The 21890-nt window shown below is 66.3% G+C and carries 17 protein-coding genes and 1 pseudogene; 3 read left to right on the top strand and 15 right to left on the bottom strand.

Annotation, left to right across the window (positions count from 1 at the left end; genetic code table 11):
- The first annotated feature begins 10 nt into the window (after positions 1-10).
- Both I8J32_RS13185 and I8J32_RS13180 read left to right on the top strand, forming a co-directional pair.
- The gene (locus I8J32_RS13185) at positions 11-1528 is read left to right on the top strand and encodes an oligosaccharide flippase family protein (RefSeq protein WP_200616391.1); all 1518 of its coding nucleotides are present in this window, start codon (positions 11-13) and stop codon (positions 1526-1528) included.
- A 3-nt stretch (positions 1529-1531) separates the two neighbouring features.
- Positions 1532-2296, top strand: coding sequence for a YdcF family protein (locus I8J32_RS13180; RefSeq protein ID WP_200616390.1), 765 nt, complete (start codon positions 1532-1534; stop codon positions 2294-2296).
- A gap of 70 nt (positions 2297-2366) precedes the next feature.
- Here the strand turns inward: I8J32_RS13180 and I8J32_RS13175 are convergent, their stop codons facing one another.
- The 15 genes and pseudogenes from I8J32_RS13175 to I8J32_RS13110 form a co-directional block, all read right to left on the bottom strand.
- On the bottom strand, positions 2367-4571 hold the full coding sequence (locus tag I8J32_RS13175; RefSeq protein WP_207526609.1) for a choice-of-anchor Q domain-containing protein: 2205 nt from the start codon (positions 4569-4571) through the stop codon (positions 2367-2369).
- A gap of 518 nt (positions 4572-5089) precedes the next feature.
- On the bottom strand, positions 5090-5680 hold the full coding sequence (locus I8J32_RS13170; protein ID WP_200612977.1) for a serine O-acetyltransferase: 591 nt from the start codon (positions 5678-5680) through the stop codon (positions 5090-5092).
- A 74-nt stretch (positions 5681-5754) separates the two neighbouring features.
- Positions 5755-7137, bottom strand: a complete 1383-nt coding sequence (locus I8J32_RS13165; RefSeq protein WP_200612973.1) for a phenylacetate--CoA ligase family protein — start codon at positions 7135-7137, stop codon at positions 5755-5757.
- 11 nt (positions 7138-7148) lie between these two features.
- Positions 7149-8525: a hypothetical protein gene (locus tag I8J32_RS13160; protein ID WP_207526608.1), complete on the bottom strand. Its 1377-nt coding sequence runs from the start codon at positions 8523-8525 to the stop codon at positions 7149-7151.
- Positions 8526-8749: 224 nt separating this feature from the next.
- Positions 8750-9967: an O-antigen ligase family protein gene (locus I8J32_RS13155; RefSeq protein ID WP_200612967.1), complete on the bottom strand. Its 1218-nt coding sequence runs from the start codon at positions 9965-9967 to the stop codon at positions 8750-8752.
- 148 nt (positions 9968-10115) lie between these two features.
- Positions 10116-11285, bottom strand: a complete 1170-nt coding sequence (locus tag I8J32_RS13150) for a glycosyltransferase (RefSeq protein ID WP_200612964.1) — start codon at positions 11283-11285, stop codon at positions 10116-10118.
- A complete protein-coding gene (locus I8J32_RS18120) occupies positions 11275-11544 on the bottom strand; it encodes a glycosyltransferase (protein ID WP_407061029.1) in 270 nt (89 codons plus the stop codon). Before I8J32_RS18120 ends, I8J32_RS13150 begins: the two co-directional genes overlap by 11 nt.
- A gap of 121 nt (positions 11545-11665) precedes the next feature.
- Positions 11666-12286, bottom strand: a pseudogene (locus I8J32_RS18115) (glycosyltransferase); the annotation flags it as partial.
- 410 nt (positions 12287-12696) lie between these two features.
- Positions 12697-13833: a glycosyltransferase family 2 protein gene (locus tag I8J32_RS13140; protein ID WP_200612958.1), complete on the bottom strand. Its 1137-nt coding sequence runs from the start codon at positions 13831-13833 to the stop codon at positions 12697-12699.
- A 15-nt stretch (positions 13834-13848) separates the two neighbouring features.
- Positions 13849-15114: a porin family protein gene (locus I8J32_RS13135; RefSeq protein WP_207526606.1), complete on the bottom strand. Its 1266-nt coding sequence runs from the start codon at positions 15112-15114 to the stop codon at positions 13849-13851.
- Positions 15115-15172: 58 nt separating this feature from the next.
- A complete protein-coding gene (locus I8J32_RS13130) occupies positions 15173-15904 on the bottom strand; it encodes a CpsD/CapB family tyrosine-protein kinase (protein WP_200612953.1) in 732 nt (243 codons plus the stop codon).
- A gap of 17 nt (positions 15905-15921) precedes the next feature.
- Complete coding sequence (locus I8J32_RS13125; protein WP_200612951.1) at positions 15922-17505, bottom strand: XrtA system polysaccharide chain length determinant; 1584 nt, start codon at positions 17503-17505, stop codon at positions 15922-15924.
- Entirely contained in the window at positions 17502-18116 is a 615-nt protein-coding gene (locus I8J32_RS13120) for an XrtA/PEP-CTERM system exopolysaccharide export protein (protein ID WP_200612948.1), read from the bottom strand. The genes I8J32_RS13125 and I8J32_RS13120 overlap by 4 nt, the downstream gene beginning before the upstream one ends.
- A gap of 82 nt (positions 18117-18198) precedes the next feature.
- Positions 18199-19203: an NAD-dependent epimerase gene (locus I8J32_RS13115; protein ID WP_200613202.1), complete on the bottom strand. Its 1005-nt coding sequence runs from the start codon at positions 19201-19203 to the stop codon at positions 18199-18201.
- 2 nt (positions 19204-19205) lie between these two features.
- Complete coding sequence (locus I8J32_RS13110; protein ID WP_200613199.1) at positions 19206-20483, bottom strand: nucleotide sugar dehydrogenase; 1278 nt, start codon at positions 20481-20483, stop codon at positions 19206-19208.
- 202 nt (positions 20484-20685) lie between these two features.
- On the opposite strand from I8J32_RS13110, the gene galE reads away from it, so the two are divergent.
- The gene (gene galE, locus I8J32_RS13105; protein ID WP_200612945.1) at positions 20686-21780 is read left to right on the top strand and encodes a UDP-glucose 4-epimerase GalE; all 1095 of its coding nucleotides are present in this window, start codon (positions 20686-20688) and stop codon (positions 21778-21780) included.
- The last annotated feature ends 110 nt before the right edge of the window (positions 21781-21890 follow it).

Here is a 21890-nt window from a genome sequence, read left to right as displayed (position 1 = left end):
GAAGCACGGAATGAACGAACAGGCGGGGCTTGCCCAGGAAAGCATCGAAGGGACCGTGGCGCCGGCTCGCCTTCGGCCCGGCATTGCGACCCATTACCTGCGCTACTCGTTCTCCAACGGGATGGTGATGCTGGCGGGGTTCATCTCCTTCCCGATCCTCACCCGCCTGCTCGACAACACGCAGTTCGGCATCCTGCGTTACTACGACACCCTGATGCTGCTGGGCGTGGCCATCCTGAAGCTCGGGACTCCCCACGCCATCGTGCGTTTCTATCCCTACGAGGGGAACGCGCAGCAACAGCGCGCGTTCGGCACCAACATGGTCCTGCTACCGTTGATGCTGTCCGGCGTCCTGTGGGGGCTGACGGTAACGGGAATTGCCCTGTGGTCGTCGACGGGTGGCGGCTCGCTCTCGCCGCTGTTCTGGTGTGCGCTGATCCTGATCCCCATGCTGGCAGTCACCAGCATCGCGCAGATGGTGGTCCGCGCCAGCGAGCGGTCCGATATCGTCATGACGACGCGCATCGTCGGCCGCATGCTGGAACTGGTGCTGGTGCTTGGCGCTGTGATCCTGGTACAGCAGTCAGCGCTGGCGGTGTACGGCGGCAAGATGATCGCGGCGGTGCTGCTGCTGGCCTGGCTGGCCCAATGGCTCTACCGGCACCTTCAGGTTTCCCGCGACGCGGTCGACCTGCAGGCGCTGCGCAATGGCCTGGTGTACGGACTGCCACTGATGGCGCACGAGATCGCCTTCAGCGTCCTGGCCAACATGGACCGCGTCCTTCTCAAGCACCTGACCGACGACTTCGCGGCCGTCGGCATCTACGCGATCGGGTACGCCCTGGCGATGCAGCTCAACGTGTTCATCGACGTCACCCTGTCCGAGGCTTTCACTCCAGTGGTCATGCGGGCCTATGAGACCGGTGGCGCTGGTGCAGTGCGTGCGCTCAAGCGGCGGGTCCTGCTGCCCATGACCTATGCGGTGGTTGCCATCGTCGGCATGCTGCTCATTTCCGGACACGACCTGCTGGTGGCATTGAGCGGTCCGGGCAAGGCCGCGTCGGGCCCGGTGTTCATCATCGTGGGCGTCACCATCTCGATGTACGCGTGGTTCGCGATCGCCAACTACGGCCTGCAGCTCAAGAAGCGGACGCTGCAGGTGCTGGCGATTACCCTGGGCGCGGCCATGCTCAATGTCGTCATGAACATCATCCTGGTGCCTCGCATGGGCTACATGGGCGCCGCCTGGTCGACGGCAATCAGCTATGCGGCCCTGATCGCCGCCCAGTTCGCAACCTGCCCGCGGGGGCTCGCACGCCTGCCCAGGGCTCGCACCGTCCTGCTGTCGCTGTCGTGCCTGGCGCTGCTGCTGCTGGTGGCGCTGGGCACGGATCTGTTCGGCCTGCAGAACACCTGGTTACGACTGTGCGTCGCGGGACTGCTGTTCCTGGGACTCTACGCACTGCCGGTTGTCGCGCTGGACCGGGAACTTCGGGAGATGCTGACCGCACTGAGGTCGTCGCGTTGAACCATGGCCTGGTTCCTTTCGCCACTGGCATGGCTGCTGGTTGCCGTCGTCCTGACCGGGCTGGCCTGGTGGCCTCGCGGCCGGGCCTGGCTGCTGACGGGCGCGGCGCTGCTGGCCGTGGCGGCCGTCGCGGCGATGACGCCGTTCGGGGCGAACCGCCTGGTCGCGCCCCTTGAGCGGCCGCTGGCCGACGACGCGGCCTGTTCCCTCGCGCCACCTTCCACTGCGATCGTCCTGGGCGGCGGCGTCGAGGGTTGGGCACGCAGTGACACCGATTTCGCTGCACTCAACCTGTCCAGCCGCCGCAGGATCGACCGGGCGGTGGACTGGTGGCGGGCGCAGGCCGGACGCAGCCTCGTGGTGCAGGGCGGCGCTCCCCGTCCTGGCGCCATTCCCGTCGCCGCGCTGATGGCGGCCTATGCGCAGTCACTCGGGGTGCCGCCCCAATCCATGCGCGTGGAGACGCGATCGATGGATACCTGGAGCAACGCGGAACAGGCGGCCCGACAGTCGCCACGCCTGCCGTCGCGCATCATGCTGGTGACCTCGATGATCCACATGCCGCGCGCCCGGATGGCGTTTGCACGCGCCGGATTCCAGGTGTGCGCACTGGGCGCCGACTCGCGCCGGCTGCCCTCGCGTCTGCCGTGGGCGCTGGTACCGCGCACCAGCGCGCTGGGCAACGCGGAGGATGCCTTGCACGAATGGGCGGGATTGGCCTATTACCGGTGGCGCACCCGGCGTGACGCAGCCCCGGCATCGCCCTGACAGGGCCTGGCGCGCAAAAAAAAGAGCCCCGGAAATACCGGGGCTCTGAAGTGGTGCGGTGAAGCGTTGCTTACTTGTAGACCGAGAACGTCGAGGTCGCCGTCTTGCTCGCGCCGCCGTAGGACACCGCAGCCGACAGCTGGTAGGTGCCGATGGAGCTGGGACCCGTGCCCGACGTGAAGCTGTTGCGGGCGTAGCCCTGCGAATCGGTGACCGCAGTCAGGACGACCTTGTTGATGCCATTGGGCTTGAGGGCGGTGAACGTCACCGTCGCACCCTTGACCGCCACGCCACCCTTCATCACGCGGGCACTCATCCACACCTTGGTACCGGCCAGGTAGCTGGTCTTGTCGGTGCGCAGGGTCTCGGTGAGGGTCGAGGTCGACGTGCTCGCCGCAACCCAGTAGGTGGCCGAATCGCTGGCCGTGTGGACGCTGCCCACGCCGCTGCTGGTGCCCATGCCGATCGGATAGGTGCCGGCGATGGCGCCGATCGGCGAGGTCACGGTGACGGTGGCGTTGCCGGTCGCACCGGGGGCCAGCGCCAGGGCCGACGCCGACTGCGAAGAGGTGAGACCGGACGACACGCTGCGCGCCAGGGCGAACGTCGTGGTGGAGCAACCGCTGCTGTCGTTGTTCTTCAGGCTGACGGAGTAGGTGTTGGTGGTACCGGCGGCAACCGCGGTGGCCGGGCCGGTGATGTTGAGGGTCGGCGCCGCACGGGTGCAGGTCGAGGGCGTGGTGGTGCCACCAGCCTGCTTTTCATACGCACCGATGTCATTCGCGGCGCCGGACGGACGCTTCTGCAGCAGGAAGTCGGTTGCCACGGCGCTGATCATCGGCGCCTTGTCGACCACCGGGCTGCCGGTGAGCGGCTCGGCATCGAAGGACGCCAGCGTCATGTTGGTCAGCTTCGGATCCTGCGTGCAGGTCGTGCCGGTCGGGCAGGTACGGACCTTCCAGCCCATGTTGCCGGTGAGCGACTTGGAACCCGGCGCGCCGCCGGCCGTCATCAGGGTCTGCGTGGAGGTGCTGGCGTAGTACGGGAAGCCGACGACCAGGTTGTTCTGGATGTAGATCTTGTCCGTCGAAGCGCCTTCGCCATAGGCGATCTGCGCATCGCCTTCGCCGGCGATGGTGTTGTGGCGCACCGTGGCGACGTCGTTGCCGGTCAGGATCAGCAGCACCGAGCTGCCGTACGCGCGGCACAGATCGGCCTCGGCCATGTAGTACTTGCCGCGGAAGTAGGTGCAGTGACCGACCATCACCGAGTTCTCGATGAGCGAGTTGCCCTTGACCTTGACCTGGTTGCCGGCGTTGGCGACCGAGTAGATGCGGCGCAGGGTCACCTTCGTGCCGTCGGCGCCGTCCATGTAGCGCAGGTCCAGGCCGTCGGAGGTGTTGTGGTGGATGAAGGCGTCTTCGATCAGCCACTGGCCGCCGGTGTCGACCGTGCCGAAGCCGTCGCCATAGCCGCCGGTCGTCTGCGCCCAGCACGCCCACGGCTCACCCGTGGCGACTTTCTCGCCACAGCCGTTCCACGCGATCTCGATGTCGCGCATCACCATCGCGCCGGAGTTGGAGCCGCCGGAGCTGACGTTGCCGTCCCAGCCCGCGCTGCCGTTCTTGTTCATCTTGACGCGCTCGAGCGTCCAGTTGTTCAGGCCGCCCGCGTTGAAGGCGTTCTTGCCCATGCCGTGGATGTTGAGGTCGTGCAGGTACACGTTGCTCGAGGCAGCGGCGTACACGCCCACGCGCGCCCAAGGCATGGAGCTGGTGCAGGCGGCGGCGGAATTGGAGTGGTTGTAGACGCAGTCGCTGTTGTCGGTGATCTCGAGGTTGCCGATCTCGACGTTCGAGCTGCCGTCCAGGTTGATCACGCGATGCGTGCCGGCGACGCCGACCAGCTTGGTGCCGGCCTTGCCGAGGATGCGGGTCTTCGCGGTCGTGGTGCCGCTGGGGACCTTCTGCATGTAGCCGCCGCTGCCGATCTGGAAGCTGCCGGCGCCGATCATCAGGGTGTCGCCACCAGCGATGCGCGCGGAGCCCGAGTTGGGCAGGGCGATGTTGGGATTCTTCCAGGCGCAGTTCTGCGCGGTGCCGCTGCCCGGATAGGCAGCATCGGCGCGACCGTTGCACTGGGCGGCGTCGCCACCGTCGGCACGGACGTAGAAAGTGGATGCGTTCGCGGACCCGAAGGCGGCAAGCCCGATGGCCGGCAGAACGAACGAGAGAACAACCTTGGGCAGCTTACGGCCGCGAATGGAAACTGACATTAGGATTGGAAACTCCGTAATCGTTATTGGCGATGGGGTGGCCCCTCCCTCGAGCCGGAGCGGACTGTAGGGAAGGGGGGGGAGGGCTTTTGTGCGAGTGCGCACACTTCGCACCGCCTTCACGCGTCAGGAGTGGACCGACTGCGTCCACAGACGCCCAAGAGTGCGATAGGGGCTGATTTGTTCAGCGAAGGGTCGAGTACGTGAAATGCTGAACGGGGAGAGGGTTGTTAATCCCCGATAACATCTGCCCGGCATGGCCGATTCGACTTTTTTGACCCCGCCAAATCAGGGGTCCAAAGCGTGAGCCAGTATTGATGAGCCGGGAATGCGCCGTGCCAACGACGCGGGGCCGTCACGCAGGAAGGCGGCACGGGAATTGCCCGTGCTTGTTGATGAGCCAGCGCCGCTGACTCGTCCGTTCACGGACCGGGCACGCCGATGCGGGGCGGCACCGGAGGCGTCACGCCCTTGGTAACAAGAGTGGATGGATCGGGCTTGCCCGGGGACGAAGATCGCTAGGGGATCTTGTCGTCGTAGTCGGTCCGATTGACGTAACCCTGCGACCCTTCGAGGGAGATGACCCGACCGGGCACGCCGACGACCACGGCATTGTCCGGGATATCGGTGGTCACCACGCAGTTCGCGCCGATCGCCACGTTGTCGCCGACCCGCACGCAGCCCGCGATCACCGCGCCCGGACCGATGTACACGTTGTCACCGATGACCGGGTAGCCCTTGTTCCGGCCGCGGTTCGCACGGCCGATGGTGACGCCCTGCGAGATGTTGCAGTTGCGGCCGATGACCGCCTTCTGGCTCACGACGATCCCGCCGAAGTGACCGATGTAGAAGCCGCTGCCGATCCGGGTATCGACGGGTATGGAGATGCCCAGTTTGTAGGTCAGGTGCCCCAGCAGCAGTCGTGCGATCGGGTACAGGCAGAACCTGAGCCACGGATGGTGTCGCGCATACCGGCTGGTGCGCAGCCAGAAGTTGTAGCGATAGGACTCGCCGTGGAACAGGTAGCGCGGCAGCACGCGCCAGCGGCCGGAACCGGTGATGCGATACAGGTCCGAAAGGACCAGGTAGCGGTATTGCGCGTATCCCATGGGGCCGGAGTCGGCGGACGGAGCGGCCGCGCCATCGAGGACGGGCGGCGCCCCTGGGTCGGTCTGCGGCTGGATCATCGGCGGGCCGCCTGGATCAGCGACACGACGGCCTTGAATTTCCCATTGGCCGATCGCGGGATCGCTTCAACTTTCTCGACGACGACGGTGACGTCTCCCAGGCGCTGCCGGATGCGTTTCTCGATCTCCAGGGCATCGGCTGTTCCGAAGGCCGGGGTGCCGACGACCTTCACGCGGATCCTGTCGAGGGCTTCCTGGATGATCTGGCCTTCGACCAGATTGTCCTGGGCGACGAAGATGCCGTGGAAGCGGACCATCTCGCGGCCATCCGGCCCCACCACAACATCCTCGACGCGCCCGACGATTTCCTGCAGTACGGGCATGTGGCGGCCACAGGTGCACGGGCGCGGATTCCACGCCGCCACGTCGCCGACCCTGTATCGGATGAAGGGCTGGTACCGCCGCACGAACCCGGTGGCGACGATCTCGCCAGGCTCACCTGGATCGCACGGGCTGCCGTCATGCCGGAGGATCTCCACCACGCCGGCATCCGGACTGACATGCAGCCGCCCATGCGCGCACTGGCTGGCGAACACCGCGTTCTCCACCGTCCCGTATTCTTCATACACGCTGCACCGGTACGCCGCTTCCATCACCGTGCGCATCTTGCTGGTCAGCTTTTCGCTCGTGGTGATCACGGCCTTGAGTTCGGGCACTTCAAGACCGCGGTCAAGGATGTGCCGCGCCAGCAGGTAGTAGGAAACCGCGTAGCCGGTCAGCCAGACCACGCGGTGTCGCCAGAGCGCGTCGACGTACTGGTCGGCATGCTCCCGCGACAGATGGAACGCGGAGAAGTAGACCTGGTTCTCGACCCGGTTGAAGCGATGGAAAGGACCGGGACTATGCGGATCCGGCACGACAATGCGGCCGGAGAACGTTGCCCTGGGCTCATCAAACGAGACCCCCGCCCAGTTGGCCGACCGCGCTTCCCGAAGCGCGCGTGCCTCTCGCGCCTCGCGCGCCGTCCACAGGGTGGTAACGGGGGTGCCGGTCGAGCCGCTGGTGAGGAAGCGATAACGCATGAGCGGCCGCACATCCTCGCGCGCGAAGGCCTGGGGGGCGTGGCGGATCGGATCCTTGTCCAGCAAAGGCAACGCACTCAGATTGCCTGCACGCGCGGCTCGCTTGAGCGCGTCATCCCAGGTCTGGCGATAGTAGGGAACATGGTCCGCAGCCTGGCCGAGCAGGGTGCGCAGCTGTTCGGTCTGGTAGGAGGAGAACTGGGGCGGCGTCCACGCGTCGCGCTCCCGCCAGGCCCGCACCTGATCACCGTAGCCCGGCCCCGACCGCAGCCAGTGGCGATAGAGTCCAAACGCGGACGCAGCGACTTCCTGCCCACGTTCTGGAAGTTTCGCGTAGATCCTGTCGGCCAGGCCCAAGCTAGTCTCCGTTATCGCCGTGCCGCCGGCGTTCCGCAGGGTGGGGCGCCCACCTTGCCTGCCGCCGGGCTTCCGGGCAGGGGACGGGCGTTGAATGCGTCCAGCTTCATCACGCTCAGTTTCGGGTTCTGTCCGCACGACGCCCCGTCCGGGCATTGCGCCACGTCCCAGGCCTGGTTGCCCGAGAGGCTGCGACGGGCCGGCGACTTGCCGGCGTTGAAGGCACTCTGGTTGCCCGGACGCAATGCGTTGGGAAACCCGATGACCAGGTTGTCGCTCACCTGGATGTGGTCGCTGGCATCGCCTTCGCTGTGGCCGATCTGGGCCGCGCCCTCACCGGCGATCGTGTTGTGCCTGACGGTCGCGGTGTCGTGACCGGTCATCACCAGTTGCAGGGTGCTGCCGTCGCCGCGACACAGGTCGCCGGGCTTCATGAAGAAGCGCTTGCGGAAGTAGCTGCAGTGGCCCACCAGCACGGAATCCTCGACAAGCGCATTGCCCTTGACCTTGACCTGGTTGCCCGCATTGGCCACCGCGTGGATCCGGCGCAAGGTCACGCGCGTGCTGTCGGCGCCATCCATGTAGCGCAGGTCCAGGCCATCGGAGGTGTTGTGGTGGACGTGGGCGTCCTCGATTACCCATTGCCCGCCGGTCCGCGTGGTCCCCAGCCCGTCGCCGTAGCCGCCGCTCTGCTGGGCCCAGCAGGCCCAGGGCTCACCAGTGGCCACCCTTTCCCCGCACCCGTTCCAGCCGATCTCGATGTCGCGGAAGATCATCCGGCCTGAGTTGGGCTCGGCATCCTCGACGTTGCCGTCCCAGCCTGCGGTGCCGTTCCGGTTGAGCCTGACCCGTTCCAGCGTCCAGTCGCGCAGGCCGCCGGCGTTGATGCCACGAGCCGCCATGCCGTGGATGTCCAGGTCGTGCAGCCAGACGTTGTGCGAGCGGCGCGCGTAGAGGCCGACCCGCGCCCAGGGCATTGCCGGCGTGCAGGCCACACGCGGTTCGGCGTGCTTGTGCACGCAATCGCTGTCGTCGGTGATTTCAAGATGACCGATTTCGACGTTCGAACTTCCATCCAGGTTGAGTACGCGATGGATGCCATGCGTACCTACGAGCTTCGCGCCGGCCTTGCCGATGATGCGTGTCGGAGCGGCAGCCGCAGGCCCGCTCGGAATGGGCTGCATGGCGCCATCCTCGCCGATGTCGTAAGTGCCGGAGGCGATGCGAAGGGTGTCGCCGCCCTTGATGCGGGCCCGGCCGGAAGCGGGCAGTGCGACGGCTGGGCTTCGCCACGCGCAGCCGCGGGCTTTGCCGGAATACGCAGAATCGGTACGGCCGTCGCACTGCGAGGCATCGCCCCCGTCCGGGCGGACGTAGTAAGTCGTCATACCCGCGCTTGGTGCGATCGCGACAGGTATGTCGGCCTTGCCCAGACGTGCAGCGCGGCACGGCTCCAGACTGGACGCGCTACCGGTCACCAGGCACAACAGTCCGGCGACAGGCCACGCTGCGAAGGACGTACGGATTCCCCCCTGCTGCGTGGATGGGTTGCGGGAGTTGCTTGGGCGCAGGCGGTTGTCCATGGCGGGCGCTTTCCTGGATGGGAGCACGGTCAACGCCGCAGCGCTTTGGATATCGACAATCGGGGCAGCGCTCGCCCAGCCAGCGGAAACTCCAGGCCCATTGGCCGCTCCGGGCGCGGCGGCAGGTGATGCGCGGCCACCAGCTCCGCTGCGTGCAACTTGATGTTGCCGTAGCGTTCCATCAGGCCGCAGAGAATCCAGAAATTGGCCATGATCAGGCTGTCGAAGAACGGGCTGCCGTACATGTTGCCCAAGGCCATCGCCACCACCACCAGGGTGAAGCCGAGTTCCAATGCGCGCGTTTCCGGCCGCGTCGCGCCGGGCGAGTTGCGCAGCATGCGGGTCAGCCGCCACAGGCGCCAGAACACCCACAGCAGGGCCAGGAGGCCGAGCGGGCCGCACTCGGCCAGCGTCAGCAGGAAACCGTTGTGCGCATCCTTTCCGGCAAAGCTGGAATACATGCCGATATGTTCGTTGAACCGTCCCAGTCCAACGCCGCCCGGATGGTCCTGCAGCATGTCGATGGTGCCGTTCCAGATCGTGAACCGGCTCGTGGTACTGACATCGAAGGACACCGAACCGCTCGCATCCACCTGTTGCGTCTGCTCCACCCGGTCGACCACGCTGCCAGGCAACAGCGTCGCCGCACCGCCGATGACCAGCGCGCCCGCCAGCAGCGCCATCGGGATGCTCCGCCACACCAGCACGATCATCAGTGTGAACAGGCCGATCAGGTAGGACTGACGTGAATAGGTCAGCAGGATGGCGCTGGCCAGTACGCAGCAGCCCAGCAAGCATACCCAGCGGATGCGCCGGGTCTGGCCCGGCTGGAGGGCGATGGCGGCCAGCATCGGGAGGAACATCGCGAAGAAGACGCCAGCCCGGTTGGCCATCTTGATATCGCCAAACGGGCCGGTGGCGCGCTGGGTTTCGGAGAATGTCCCAAGGTCGAATTTCAGCCCCTGCAGCACCGCCTCGAACCCTGCGCCTACCGCAACGATCAGCACCAGCACGATCAGCTGGCGCGTGCGCTTGAGGTCCAGCCCGCAGCGAAGGTAGGCCAGGTAGAGCAGTGGAAACAGGACCGCGACCTTGGCCTCGCGCAGGTCCTTGCCCAGATCGGACAGGTCCTGCCAGTGGGCCGCGATGAATCCGACGAGCATGGCGAAGAACAGGGCGATCAGCGGGGGCATCAGGAACGGCGGGCGCGCCTGCAGGTGGTCCGGATCGCGCTGGCCCAGCAGCATCGTGATGACCAGCAGGGCGACCGACGTACCCACGGCGACATCCGGCGGGAAGTGCGCCGTGTTGGGCAGCATCACGATCGGAATGGCCAGGAACAGCCGCATCATCGAAGCGCATCCGCAGCTTTGCAGGCCCGGGAGGGGAAGGGATTCATTTTGCAGGCCCCTGCACGGGTTCGGGACCGGCTACCCCTGTGTTCTTCGCGTACTCCTTCGCGCGCAGGCAGCGCTCGTACACCGCGCTGGTGGCTGCGGCCAGTGCTCCTCCGCTGTGGTGGGCGTTCACGTGTGCGGTGGCGCCGCGCGCCAGGCGGCGGCGTAGTTCCGCGTCGCCCATGCGCGCCATGGCGGCGGCCAGCGCGGGCGCATCGTCCGGTGGAAACAACAATCCGCTGCGGCCGTTGTCCACGAGCTCCGGCGTGCCGCCGACGGCCGAGGCAATCACAGGACAGCCGGCGGCCATCGCTTCCAGCGCCGCATTGGACAGGCCTTCGAAGTGCGAGGTCAGCACCAGGTAATCGGCCGCCTGGAGCAGGCGCGGCACGTCGGTGCGTTCACCGAGGAAGACCAGGTTGGCGTCCACGCCCAGGTCGGCCGCAAGCAGCTCAAGCGCGTCCTGCTCCGGACCACCGCCCGCCAGAGCGACGCGTGGACGCTGCTCCGGCTCGAGCGCGGCCAGCGCACGGATGAGGCTGGGCAGATTCTTGACTGGCACCAGCCGCCCCACGAACAGGGCCAGCAGCTGCTCCTCCGCCACGCCAAGCTCATGGCGCAAGGCGGCGCGTTCGTCGGGGCTGATGACCTGGGGCAGGGCGACACCATTGGGCACGACATCGAACCGCGCATCCGGCATCCCGGTGCGTTGGGCAGTGGCACGGGCGCCGGCGCGCGAATTGGCGATCACCGCCGCGCTCCGTCCGATCGCAAAACCTTTGAGCCACCAGAACCAGCGCGGCCGGTCCAGCGCGAAGCTGCGCTCGGAAGCGACCAGCGCGGGCCGACGGCGCGCCAGGGCACGCGCAAAGACCGACGCCAGCTCGGCCGTCAGCGAGAACGCGTGGATCAGTGCGTAGTCGCGCTCGCGCAGCAGCCTCGCGTAGGCCCACAGAAAGGGCAGGTCGACGCGATGCCGCTTGCGGATGCAATGCACGCGGACCCCGTCCCGCGCGATCTCGTCGACGAGGAAGGACGGGCTGCGGAAATAGAGGAGTTCCGGTTCCCAGCGGCGACGGTCCAGCCCATGCAGCAACTGCTGGACCTGGCGCTGGCTTCCACCGACCTCCATCCCGTCGATGACGATCAACAGCCGGTCACGCCGCATCTTCCACCGCCTTGCGCATCAGACGATGCAGCCGCAGGGCCTCCTTGCGAGCGTCGAACTCCACCTCGATCCTTTGCCGGGCGGCACCGGCCAGGCGGGTGCGCAACGCCGGATCGAGCAGCAGCCGTTCCAGCGCATGGGCGAGCGAGGCTGGATCGGCCTCGCCGGCGAGCAGGCCGTGGACGTCGTGACCGATCAGTTCCGGAACGCCGGAGACCGGGCAACTCACGACCGGGCAACCGGCCGCCATGGCCTCCATCAACGCGACGGGAATGCCATCGCGACTGCCGTTGGGAGCCACTTCGCAGGGCAACACAAAAAACGGTCGCCGATGCCAGGGCCGCACGCACCGCCTCTTGCGGCTGGGCTCCGGCCAGCACGATGTCACGCTGCAGGCCAAGCCGGTTGATCTGCTCCTGCAAGGCCGCGCGGGCAGGGCCTTCTCCGAACAGCGTGCATTCGAACGGGACGTCATCGTCACGCAACTGCGCCAGCGCGTCGACCAGGGTGTGGAAGCCCTTTTCCGGCGAGAGCCGACCGACGCCCAGGATCCGGTGTTCCGCGCGTCCGGCCATGTTCAGCGGGATCTCCCGCAGGTCCACCCCGCAATGGATCACCTTGAGCTTTTCAGCGGCCAGGGCACTGACGTTATCGCCGAGCCAGTCCACGTTGTGACGCGAGATCGTCACCGCCAGCGCGGCGTCGCGGATCTTGCGCGGCAGCATCTGCTGGTTTCGGAACACGTCATGGGCGTGACAGGTGAATCCGAACGGCCGGCCCATGATCCGCGACAGCGCCCATGCGGCCGTGGCGGGGTAGGTCGACCAGTGGGCATGGATGAACTGGGGATCGAACGCCTGCAGCCAGCGCAGCTGCGACAGGCCCCGGATGAGGGTACCGATGGACTTGATCGCCACCGAGGGCGTGCGCCAGGTATCGGCCACGATGGCGGTGGCCGCGGCCGCGACTGCCAGAGGATGCCTGGCGAGGGCGCGCACCATCTCCACGGTCGTCGGCAGCGCCGCTGCGGACTGGTGTACGCGTTCGAGCAGTGTCGCCGCGTCCGCCTGGACCATCGCTTCGCCCGAACGCTTGAGCGAAACGATCCGGACGTCAACCCCGGTTTCAATCAGCGCGAGGATCTCGCGGACGATGAAGGTTTCAGACCAGCTGGGAAACTGGGATACCACGTACACCACGCGGCGCAGGTCGTCAGCCACCGCCGGTCCCCGCAGTGCCGCGGCAGCCGCCTGCGAGGTGGTCTGCGGCAGGCCGTCGTGGATCGACAGGAAATTGTTGGCCCGCGACTCCATGGTCATCAGCTCGAATCCTGGTGTAAGTGCAAACGGTTCGGGGCAGGGGCGACGGCCAGTCGAGGCCACCCGGCTGCCTGCGATTCAGAGCGATTGCCTCAGCGCAGCGGCGTCCAGGTGACGATCCGTTCGCCGCGCAGATACCTGAACAGGCTCAGCGCGGACGCTACGTTGGTGAGCACGAAGTAGTAGGGCTGGGCCAGCCATCGCGACTTTGCGGCTCCACGCAATGGCGTGAACCCCAGCAGTCCTGCAACCAGAAGCGCCAGTTGCATCGCCAGCATCCACACGTAGCGCCCCTGGAGGGCCAGTGCTGCGTTGGCCAGCAGAGCCACCGCCCAGAACACCGGTGACAGGTAGCGCAGCACCTTGTGGGACCACAGCTGCCATGCGAATGCGCCATAGCGGCGCGGATCGAGGAACTCCTTCTGGCTGGCGAGGGCCACCAGGCTTCGGATGCCCACCCGCACGCGCATCGACAGTTCGCGATCGGGCCGGTCCAGCGTGTCCTCGTAGCACACGGCCGCCGGCTCGAGCACCGTGCGCAGGCCTTGACCGCGGACCACCATCGCAGTGACGAAATCGCTGATGAGATCCGGCGGAATAGGGCGGTAGGCCGAGCGCCGGACCGCGTACAGGCAGCCCGAGACGCCAATCAGCGAGCCCAGCGCGCTTTCGGCCATGCGCAGGCGTGTCTCGTAGTTCCAGTACGAGGTTCCGCCCTTGCCGGTTGCGTCGTCGCCGGCTGCGACGTAGGTGAGGCGGCCGGCCACGCAGCCCACGGAGGGGTCCTGGAAATTGCTGCAGATCTCGCCAAGCGCGTGCGCTTCCAGACGCGTCGTGGCGTCGGTGAAAAGCAGTACGTCTCCGGTGGCGACGGCGGCCGCGGCGTTCTGGCATGCCGTCTTGCCCAGGCGCCCTTCCACGCGCAGCAGACGCACCTGGGGCGCACCGAATCCGCGCACGAGCTCGTCGGTGGCGTCGCTGGATGCATCCGAGGAGACGATGACATCGACCCGGTCACGCGGGTAGTCCAGGGCCAGGACGTTGCGCAGCTTCTGTTCGATGCTGGCCTGTTCGTTGTACGCGGTGACGATCACGGTCACCGTCGCAGTCGGGGGCGCCTTGCGCGTGGGACGCGGACGGATGCGGGCGAGGGCGATCGCAAGAAGCGGATAGCCGGCGTAGATGTAGGCAAGCAGCAGCAGCGCGGCCCAGAGCAGGATTTCGAGCATGGCACCCCCGCGCCGTCAGCGCTTCCACCAGACGGTCACCTGTACCGCGTTCTCCTTGTAGCGCGGGTCAGGCAGGTTGGAATCGCGCTCGTTCCTCAGCGCCTCGGCGCGCCAGCCCCAATGTCGGCTCAACTGCTGGTCGAAGCCGACGCGAATGACGCGATCGTGGTCGCGCTCGTCGATCGAATCGAAGTCGCGCTTGCGGAACGACCCGCCGATGAACACGGTGACCAGCGGACGCAACCGATAGTCCGCCTGGAAGAAGATGCCTCGTTCGCTGCGGTCGGCATCGGTCCGGTCGAGGTAGCTCAGCCGCCGGTAGATCGGACGCAGCCGCAGCATCACCCGTTCGCCGGTGTAGCGATAATCCAGTTCAGCCGCGCGCTGCTCGTAAACGCCGGCGCTCACCAGTGACGAGGACACGTCCAGCAGGTCGGGAATCAGCGCTTCATCGGGATCGCTCAGGCGTACGACCATGTCCTGCACTTCATCGGAGAACTCGTGCCGGAGACGGAATCGAAGGCGGCTGCGCGAGCTCAGCTGGGACTGAACCGTTGCCCGGAAAATGGTCATCGATTCGTCGTCCGCGAGCTCGCGATCCAGGCGCGAATAACCCAGGTCCAACTCGTACTCGGTGTCGCGACGCTGTCCCTGCAGTCGGACGAAGCCATCATGGCGCTTGAAGTCCACGGCTTCTGTCACATCGTCGAACTGCGCCTTGGTCGTCGTCAGGTGGAATGAGCCCGTCGTGGTGGGCGTCATGTCGCGCTGGAGCACCGCGGCGGCGATATAGCGGCTGCCGTCGAATCCAGTGGCCACTTCGGCCTGGCTGTCGGCGGCGCGAAGGTCGAGCTGGAACTGCGTGGCCGGCCCCATCCTGGCGAACAGGCTGGGCCCGGCGATGAAGATGTTGACCCTCTGCAGGTTGCCGGGGTAACGGCCATCACGGAAATTGATCGGCTCCTCGGTCAGGTAGTCCTCCGCCACGAAATGGAGGCGCTGCGGGATGACCGTCCAGTTGAGCTGCCCGGCAAATTCGGCGCGAGTCTCGTTGTCGTATCGATTCTGCAGGTAGCGGCGACGCTCGATCTGGCCGCGGGCCTCCACCTCGACCGCCGAACCTTCTTCCTTGAAGTCAAAAAGCAGGCGGGGGATCAGTACCGTTTCCGTGTTCTGGTCATCCTCGCTCAGGTCGATGTTGTCGCTGTACAGCCCCGACAGTTCGATCTGGTAGTTTAGGCGCGCTGCGTGGGCGTTGCCCGCCAGCCCCGCGAGGAGCAAAGCGACATGGATGGCGGTCAGGCGCCGGCGGAGGCGACGCGTCGGGGCCTTGTCACTGTCAGCCGTTTTCATTGAACACCACGCCGGCAAATTTCTGCGGATCGAAATTTCCGGCGGCGGCAGTGATATCGGCCACGGTATTGCGCCCATAGCCCGCGACGAGGACCACTACATCCGCCAGCTCCGACAACATCCGTGCATCGGGCGCGCCCAATGTGGGCGGGCCGTCGAGGAAAATGTAGCGATCGGCGTGGCTGCTGCGCAGCGAATCCAGCAGCAGTCGCATGCGGAACGAAGAGAAGTGCTCGATCTCCATGCCACCGAGGCCCGATCGTCCCGCGGGAATCAGGCTCAGTCGCGGAATCCCGGTGCTGTACATCATGCTTTCGACGGTCGCATCGGGGTTCTCGAGATAGTCGAGGAGACCACCGCGCGGCGTGTCGATCTTCATCGCCGCATGCTGCGACGGCTGACGCAGGTTGCAGTCGATCAGCAGTGAAGAGCGGGCCTGGTCGAATGTCATCGCAAGTGCGAGGTTGCGGGCGACGAAGCCGCCACCACACCCTTCGGTGACAGGGGCGATGAGGGTGATGAAGTTGTCGTTTGAAGTGGCCAGCAGACGTGTACGGAGCTCGCGGAAGGAGTCGACGAGCTGTCGGTTGGCGCCATCCACGTAGGGGATGATGGCGCGTTCGGCCAGTTGCGCCGGCGTCAGCGACAGAGGTTCGCTTCGGCGCACGACCTGCCGGTTGTCGTCCGGGGCCTGGTTCAAGGGCACTTGGTCGGCCATGGGATCGTGGAGTTGGTTCACAGGACGTCCGCCATTCTGAGCAGGTAGGCGAGGATGTAGAGCGCCGGGACGGCCGCGAACAGCGCCGTCCCGAGTTTGATATGCCGGGTGCGTTGGATGGTCTGTGCTTGCGACAGGTGCAGCGGGATGGTTCCCAGCACGGGCAGGCCGGCTTCGCGCTCGATCTGCAGGGGCACGCGCACGCGCGGGTCATGTTTGACGACCATCGACAACAGCAGCAGCGGAATGGCGACAGCCAGGGCGAGTCCGGCCATCGCGAAATGCGCAAGGCGCAACCCGCTGGCCTGCAGCGGCACCGAGGCTGGTTCCTGGATCTGGAAGCCCAGGCTGCGGCCGTCGGCATCCAGGCTCATCGACACGCGCGCGTTCTCGCGGCGCGTCAGCAGGTCTTCGTACATCTCGCGGTTCACGTTGTGCGCGCGCGTCAATGCATCCACTTCACCCTGCGTTCCCAGCATCGTGCGGCTGCGGTCGAGTTCCTGCCGCAGGAGCGCCTGGGCGGTGGCGACGCGTGAGGCCGCGGCGGCACCCTGGCGGCGGACCTCCGCCAGCTGCGACCGCAGCTGCGTGTACACGGGATTCATCGACGGCGTTGAGCCGGGCAGCACGGTGGAGCCGCCGCCTGCCGAACGCGCCTGCGACTGGGCGTCGCGAATCTGGTTGCGCAGCCGAACCACGTCGGGATGCTGGTCGGTGTAACTCAGCCTGAGCTTGTCGAGTTCAGCCTGTAGTCCCGCCACCTGCATGTTGGATTGGGTCGCGCGGGAGATGGTGGAGACAGGGCTTTCGCGGGAAAGCAGGCTCATCACCTGGCCTTCCTGGGCGCCGACATCGGCCAGATCCATGCTGGCATTGTCGACCGCGCGGCGCAGTTCCCCTATCCGGGCCGCCACGTCGGTGTCGACGCCGGGCAGGGCATCGGGATTGGAGGAACGGTAGTCGCGCAGCTTCCGGTCGGCCTCGGCCAGTGACTTCTGGTATTGCTCGACCTGCGCGTCGATGAACTGATAGGCCGACTCGCTGGCCTGCGACTTGGATGCGAGGACCTGTTCGATCAGCGCCTCCGAGAATCGCTTCGCGACGGCGTACGCCCGCTGGGGGTCGGAGTCGGTGTACGTGATCTTGACCACGCTCAGCTTGGGATCCGTGGAGCGGACCTGCGTGCGTTCGGTCACGACGACCTCAGTGCGGCCGATGATGGACTTGATGGTCTGGTCTTTTTCCAGGGGGCTGAGCTCGCCTTCCTTCCAGCCGCCGGCTTTCAGGACGTCGTCCATCACGCGACGGCCGAACAGGATTTCGCGGGTGATGGTGACCCGTGCCGCGTCGGACGGCGCGGCGGCGCGGCCTTCCAGCAGCGGGGTGACCGGCGCGTTGTCCTGGACCAGGACGGTGGCCGAGGACTTGTACGAAGGCGGATTGATCAGGCCCCACGCCAGGAAGAACAACGCCACGACCGCGAAGATCGTCGCCAGCGGCAGCAGGTACCGGCGGAACTCGCGGTATGCAAGCGGCAGCAGGGTGAGCGCCGGCAGGGCCTGGGGCCCGGGGCCTGGCAGTTGCCGGTACGCATTGTTCACAGCAGCCGCTCCGGAACCGTGATCACGTCGCCCGGCGCCACTTTGTAGTTGGTGCTCAGGTCCCCGTTGTTGAGGATGCTGTCCAGATGCACGCCGTAGGCCTGCGCGCTGTCGCCCGTCTTGCGGTGCAGGCTGGAACGGTCGGGGGCAGCGAATTCGGTGATGCCGCCGGCGGCGAGCACCGCATCGAGCACCGTCATGCCCTGCCGGTACGGAATGGAGACTGGCTGGCGGACCGCTCCGGTGACGCGGACGCGCGACAGGTATTCGTGGCTGCGCAGTTCGGTGAGGATGACCGTCACCTGGGGCTCACGGACGTAGGCACCCAGCTTGGCCTGCAGGTCCTTGGCCACGTCATCGGGCGTACGGCCGCCTGCAACGACATCGCCGACCAGCGGCACGGAAATCATGCCGTCCGGCCGGACGGGTGCGGTGACCCCCAGTTCCGGATTGCGCCACACCGATACCTGAACCATGTCGTCCACGCCGATCAGATAGGCGTCGGCGGCCGGCGGTGCCGGTGGCGTGCCCGACATCAGGCTGGGGGAAGACGCGCAGCTGGAAAGCAGGACGGTCAGGCACAAGGCCCAAAGGGCAGACGCGACACGCATGGCAATTCTCCAATTGACCCCTACTGAACAACGCCGAGGGTCAGGCCGGCCGGCCAACCCGATGGGTGAGTCGGTCTGCCTGTCAGCCGCCGTGATACTGCAGGTACCACTCGACGAAACGGGCCACGCCGACCTCGATCGGGGTGGCGGGGCGGTAGCCCACGTCGCGGCTGAGGGCTTCGACATCGGCCCAGGTGTCGGGGACGTCGCCCGGCTGCAGCGGCAGGAGCCGGCGCTCGGCCTTGCGGCCCAGGCACTGCTCGAGCACCTCGATGTAGCGAAGCAGCTCCACTGGCTGGTGGTTGCCGATGTTGTAGAGCCGGTAGGGTGCGTGCGAGGTGGCTGGTGAAGCCGGGCCATCGGCGGCGGGCGAGGGCGCCGCCACCTGGTCCAGCGTGCGCACGACGCCTTCCACGATGTCGTCGATGTAGGTGAAATCCCGGCTGTGGCGGCCGTGGTTGAACACTTCGATCGGTTCGCCTGCCAGGATCTTCCGGGTAAACAGGAACAGCGCCATGTCCGGCCGGCCCCACGGGCCATAAACGGTAAAGAAGCGCAGCCCGGTGGTCGGCAGACCGAACAGGTGGCTGTAGGTGTGCGCCATCAGTTCGTTGGCCTTCTTGGTAGCCGCGTACATGCTCACCGGATGGTCGACGTTGTCCTCGACCGAGAACGGCAGTTTCCGGTTCGCGCCATAGACGGAACTGGAAGAGGCGTACACCAGGTGCTCGACGTGGCGGTGCCGGCAGGCCTCCAGGATGTTCAGGAACCCCGTGATGTTGCTGTCCACGTAGGCCTGCGGGTTCTCCAGCGAATAGCGCACGCCGGCCTGCGCGGCCAGGTTGACCACGCGCTGGGGCCCGAAGGAATCGAAGGCCGCTTCCACGGCAGGGCGGTCCTCGAGACTGGCACGCACAAAGCTGAAGTTCTTGTACGGCAGCAGGCGGTCCAGCCGCGCCTGCTTGAGGCGCGGGTCGTAATAGGCGTTCAGGTTATCGAGGCCGAGGACTTGGTCGCCGCGTTCCAGCAGCACCTGGCTGAGGCTGGAGCCGATGAATCCTGCAGCACCGGTGACCAGCACGCGCATGGCTACAGGCACCCGTCGATTTGCGCCCGCGGCAGGGCCCGCTTGACGTCGAAGAGGACGGCATTGGGCGCGCCGAAGCCACGGATGCGGTCGGCGCCCATGTCGATGAACTGGCCATGGGCCACCGCGAGCACCACGGCGTCGTACTGTCCGGACTGTGGTTCGGAGACCAGCTCCACCCCGTATTCGTGCTGCGCCAGCCCCGCGTCGACCCAGGGATCATGCACGTCGACGGTCGCGTTGAAACTGCGCAGCTCGCGGATGATGTCGATCACCTTGGTGTTTCGCAGGTCCGGGCAGTTCTCCTTGAATGCCAGCCCAAGTATCAGCACGCGAGGCTGGTTCATGTCGTGGTTGCGCTGGCGCATGAGCTTGATAACGCGCCGCGCCACATGGCTGCCCATGCCGTCGTTGATACGGCGCCCGGCCAGGATCATGTCGGGGTGGTAGCCGATCTGCTGGGTCTTGTGAGTGAGGTAGTAGGGATCCACGCCGATGCAATGGCCACCTACCAGCCCCGGCCGGAACGGCAGGAAGTTCCACTTGGTGCCGGCGGCTTCGAGGACTTCGTGCGTGTCGATGTCCATGCGGTGGAAAATCAGCGCCAATTCGTTGATCAGCGCGATGTTGACGTCGCGCTGGATGTTCTCGATCACCTTGGCGGCTTCTGCCACGCGGATGCTGGAGGCCTTGTGGGTGCCCGCATTGATGATCCTTGTGTAGAGAGCGTCGACGAATGCCGCGGCTTCGGGGGTCGAGCCCGAGGTGACCTTCATGATGGTCTCCAGCCGGTGCTTGGGATCGCCGGGATTGATGCGCTCGGGACTGTAACCGGCGTAGAAGTCCTGGTTGAAGACCAGGCCCGACTCGCGCTCCACGATGGGAATGCAGATCTCCTCGGTCGCGCCCGGATAGACCGTCGACTCGTAGATCGCGATGCCGCCGCGCCCGATGGCGCGCCCGACGGTCCGGCTGGCCGACTCCAGCGGGTGCAGGTCCGGACGCTTGTATTCATCGATCGGCGTGGGCACCGTGACGATGAACACGTTGCAGCCTGCGAGAGCTGCAGGGTCGCTGCTGAATTCAAGTTTGTCGGCTTCTCGCAGGCCTTCTGGCGAAAGTTCGCGGGTGTGGTCGTGGCCGGCCTTGAGCTGGCCCACGCGTGCGGCGTCGATGTCGAAGCCCACGGTCGGAAAGTGCCTGCCAAACGCAGCGGCGAGCGGCAGGCCTACATAGCCCAGCCCGATCACGGCGACACGGGCCTGGTCCAGACTGGCCAGGGGGGTTGTGGTTGCCAAGCGAGCCTCCCTCGGAACGACTTGGTCGAATGCGCGCGGTTGCGGCACCGTGCAATGGCTAACGCCAATCGAGCCTGTTCACGGACAGGCGACCGTGGGGCAGGGGGGACCTGCACCGGCTGGACGACCATGGAAGCTTTCCGCGTTCTCCCAAGCAGATGGCATCACATGGGCGGGGGCGTTGATGGCGGACCAGGCACCCAAGAGCGTTCTCGTGTGCGGTGGCGCGGGCTACATCGGCAGTCACGCCTGCGTGGCATTGGTCGAGCGAGGCCACCGCGTCGTCGTCGCCGACAATTTCGCCAACAGCTCCCAGCGCGTGTTGCTGCGCCTGCAGCGCATCACCGGCTCGCCGATCGAATGCGTTCGCGTGGACCTGCGCAACCGGGCCGGACTGACGCGGCTGTTTTCCAGACACCGGTTCGATGCGGTGATGCATTTCGCCGCCCTCAAGGCCGTTGGCGAGTCCTGCGTCCGGCCGCTGGAATATTTCGACAACAACATCTGCGGCACGATCAACCTCCTGCAGGCGATGCAGGAAGCGCAGGTCGACCGGCTGGTGTTCAGCTCGTCGGCCACGGTATACGGGGACCCGGAACGGGTGCCGGTGGATGAGTCCTCGCGTCTGGACGTGACCAATCCCTACGGGCGCACCAAGCTGGTCATGGAGCAGCTGATCGGCGACCTGTGCACGGCCAGGGCGACGTTCCGGGCCGCGATCCTTCGATACTTCAACCCCGTCGGAGCGCATCCGTCCGGGTTGATCGGCGAGGATCCGACTGGCGTCCCGAACAACCTGATGCCCTACGTGTGCCAGGTGGCTGCGGGGCGACGTCGCAGATTGAGCATCTTTGGCGGCGACTACCCGACGCCTGACGGCACCGGCGTGCGGGACTACCTGCACGTGACCGATCTGGCCTCTGCCCACGTGTCGGCGCTGGACTACCTGGTTCGGCGGGATGCGAGCCTGACGGTCAACCTGGGCACGGGCCGTGGGGTGAGCGTGCTGGAACTGGTGCACGCCTTTGAAGAGGTCTCGGGCCGCCACATTCCTTACGATATCGTCGACCGCCGGCCCGGCGACGTTGCCGAGGTCTACGCCGATCCGGCCATGGCCAACCGCTTGCTGGGCTGGCGAACGGGACTCGACATCCGCGACATGTGCCGGGACGCGTGGCGATGGCAGTCGCTGAATCCGGCCGGATACGAAGAGCCGACCCGTGTCAGGACCGGAAAGCGCGAGCCGGCACCGGCACTCGAGGACAGGCCGACGGCGTGAGGGTGGATCTTGAGGGCTCGCCTGGGTGAAGCCCAGTGGATATGTACATAATATACATTATGCGAAGTACGCTATCCCACGGAACTGGGTCCAGCAGCGCGAAGCCGGCC

The organism is Lysobacter solisilvae (assembly GCF_016613535.2).
In the GTDB taxonomy this organism is placed as follows: domain Bacteria; phylum Pseudomonadota; class Gammaproteobacteria; order Xanthomonadales; family Xanthomonadaceae; genus Agrilutibacter; species Agrilutibacter solisilvae.
The sequence above is the reverse complement of the archived record's forward strand: the minus strand, read 5'-3'. Positions and strand labels throughout refer to the sequence as shown.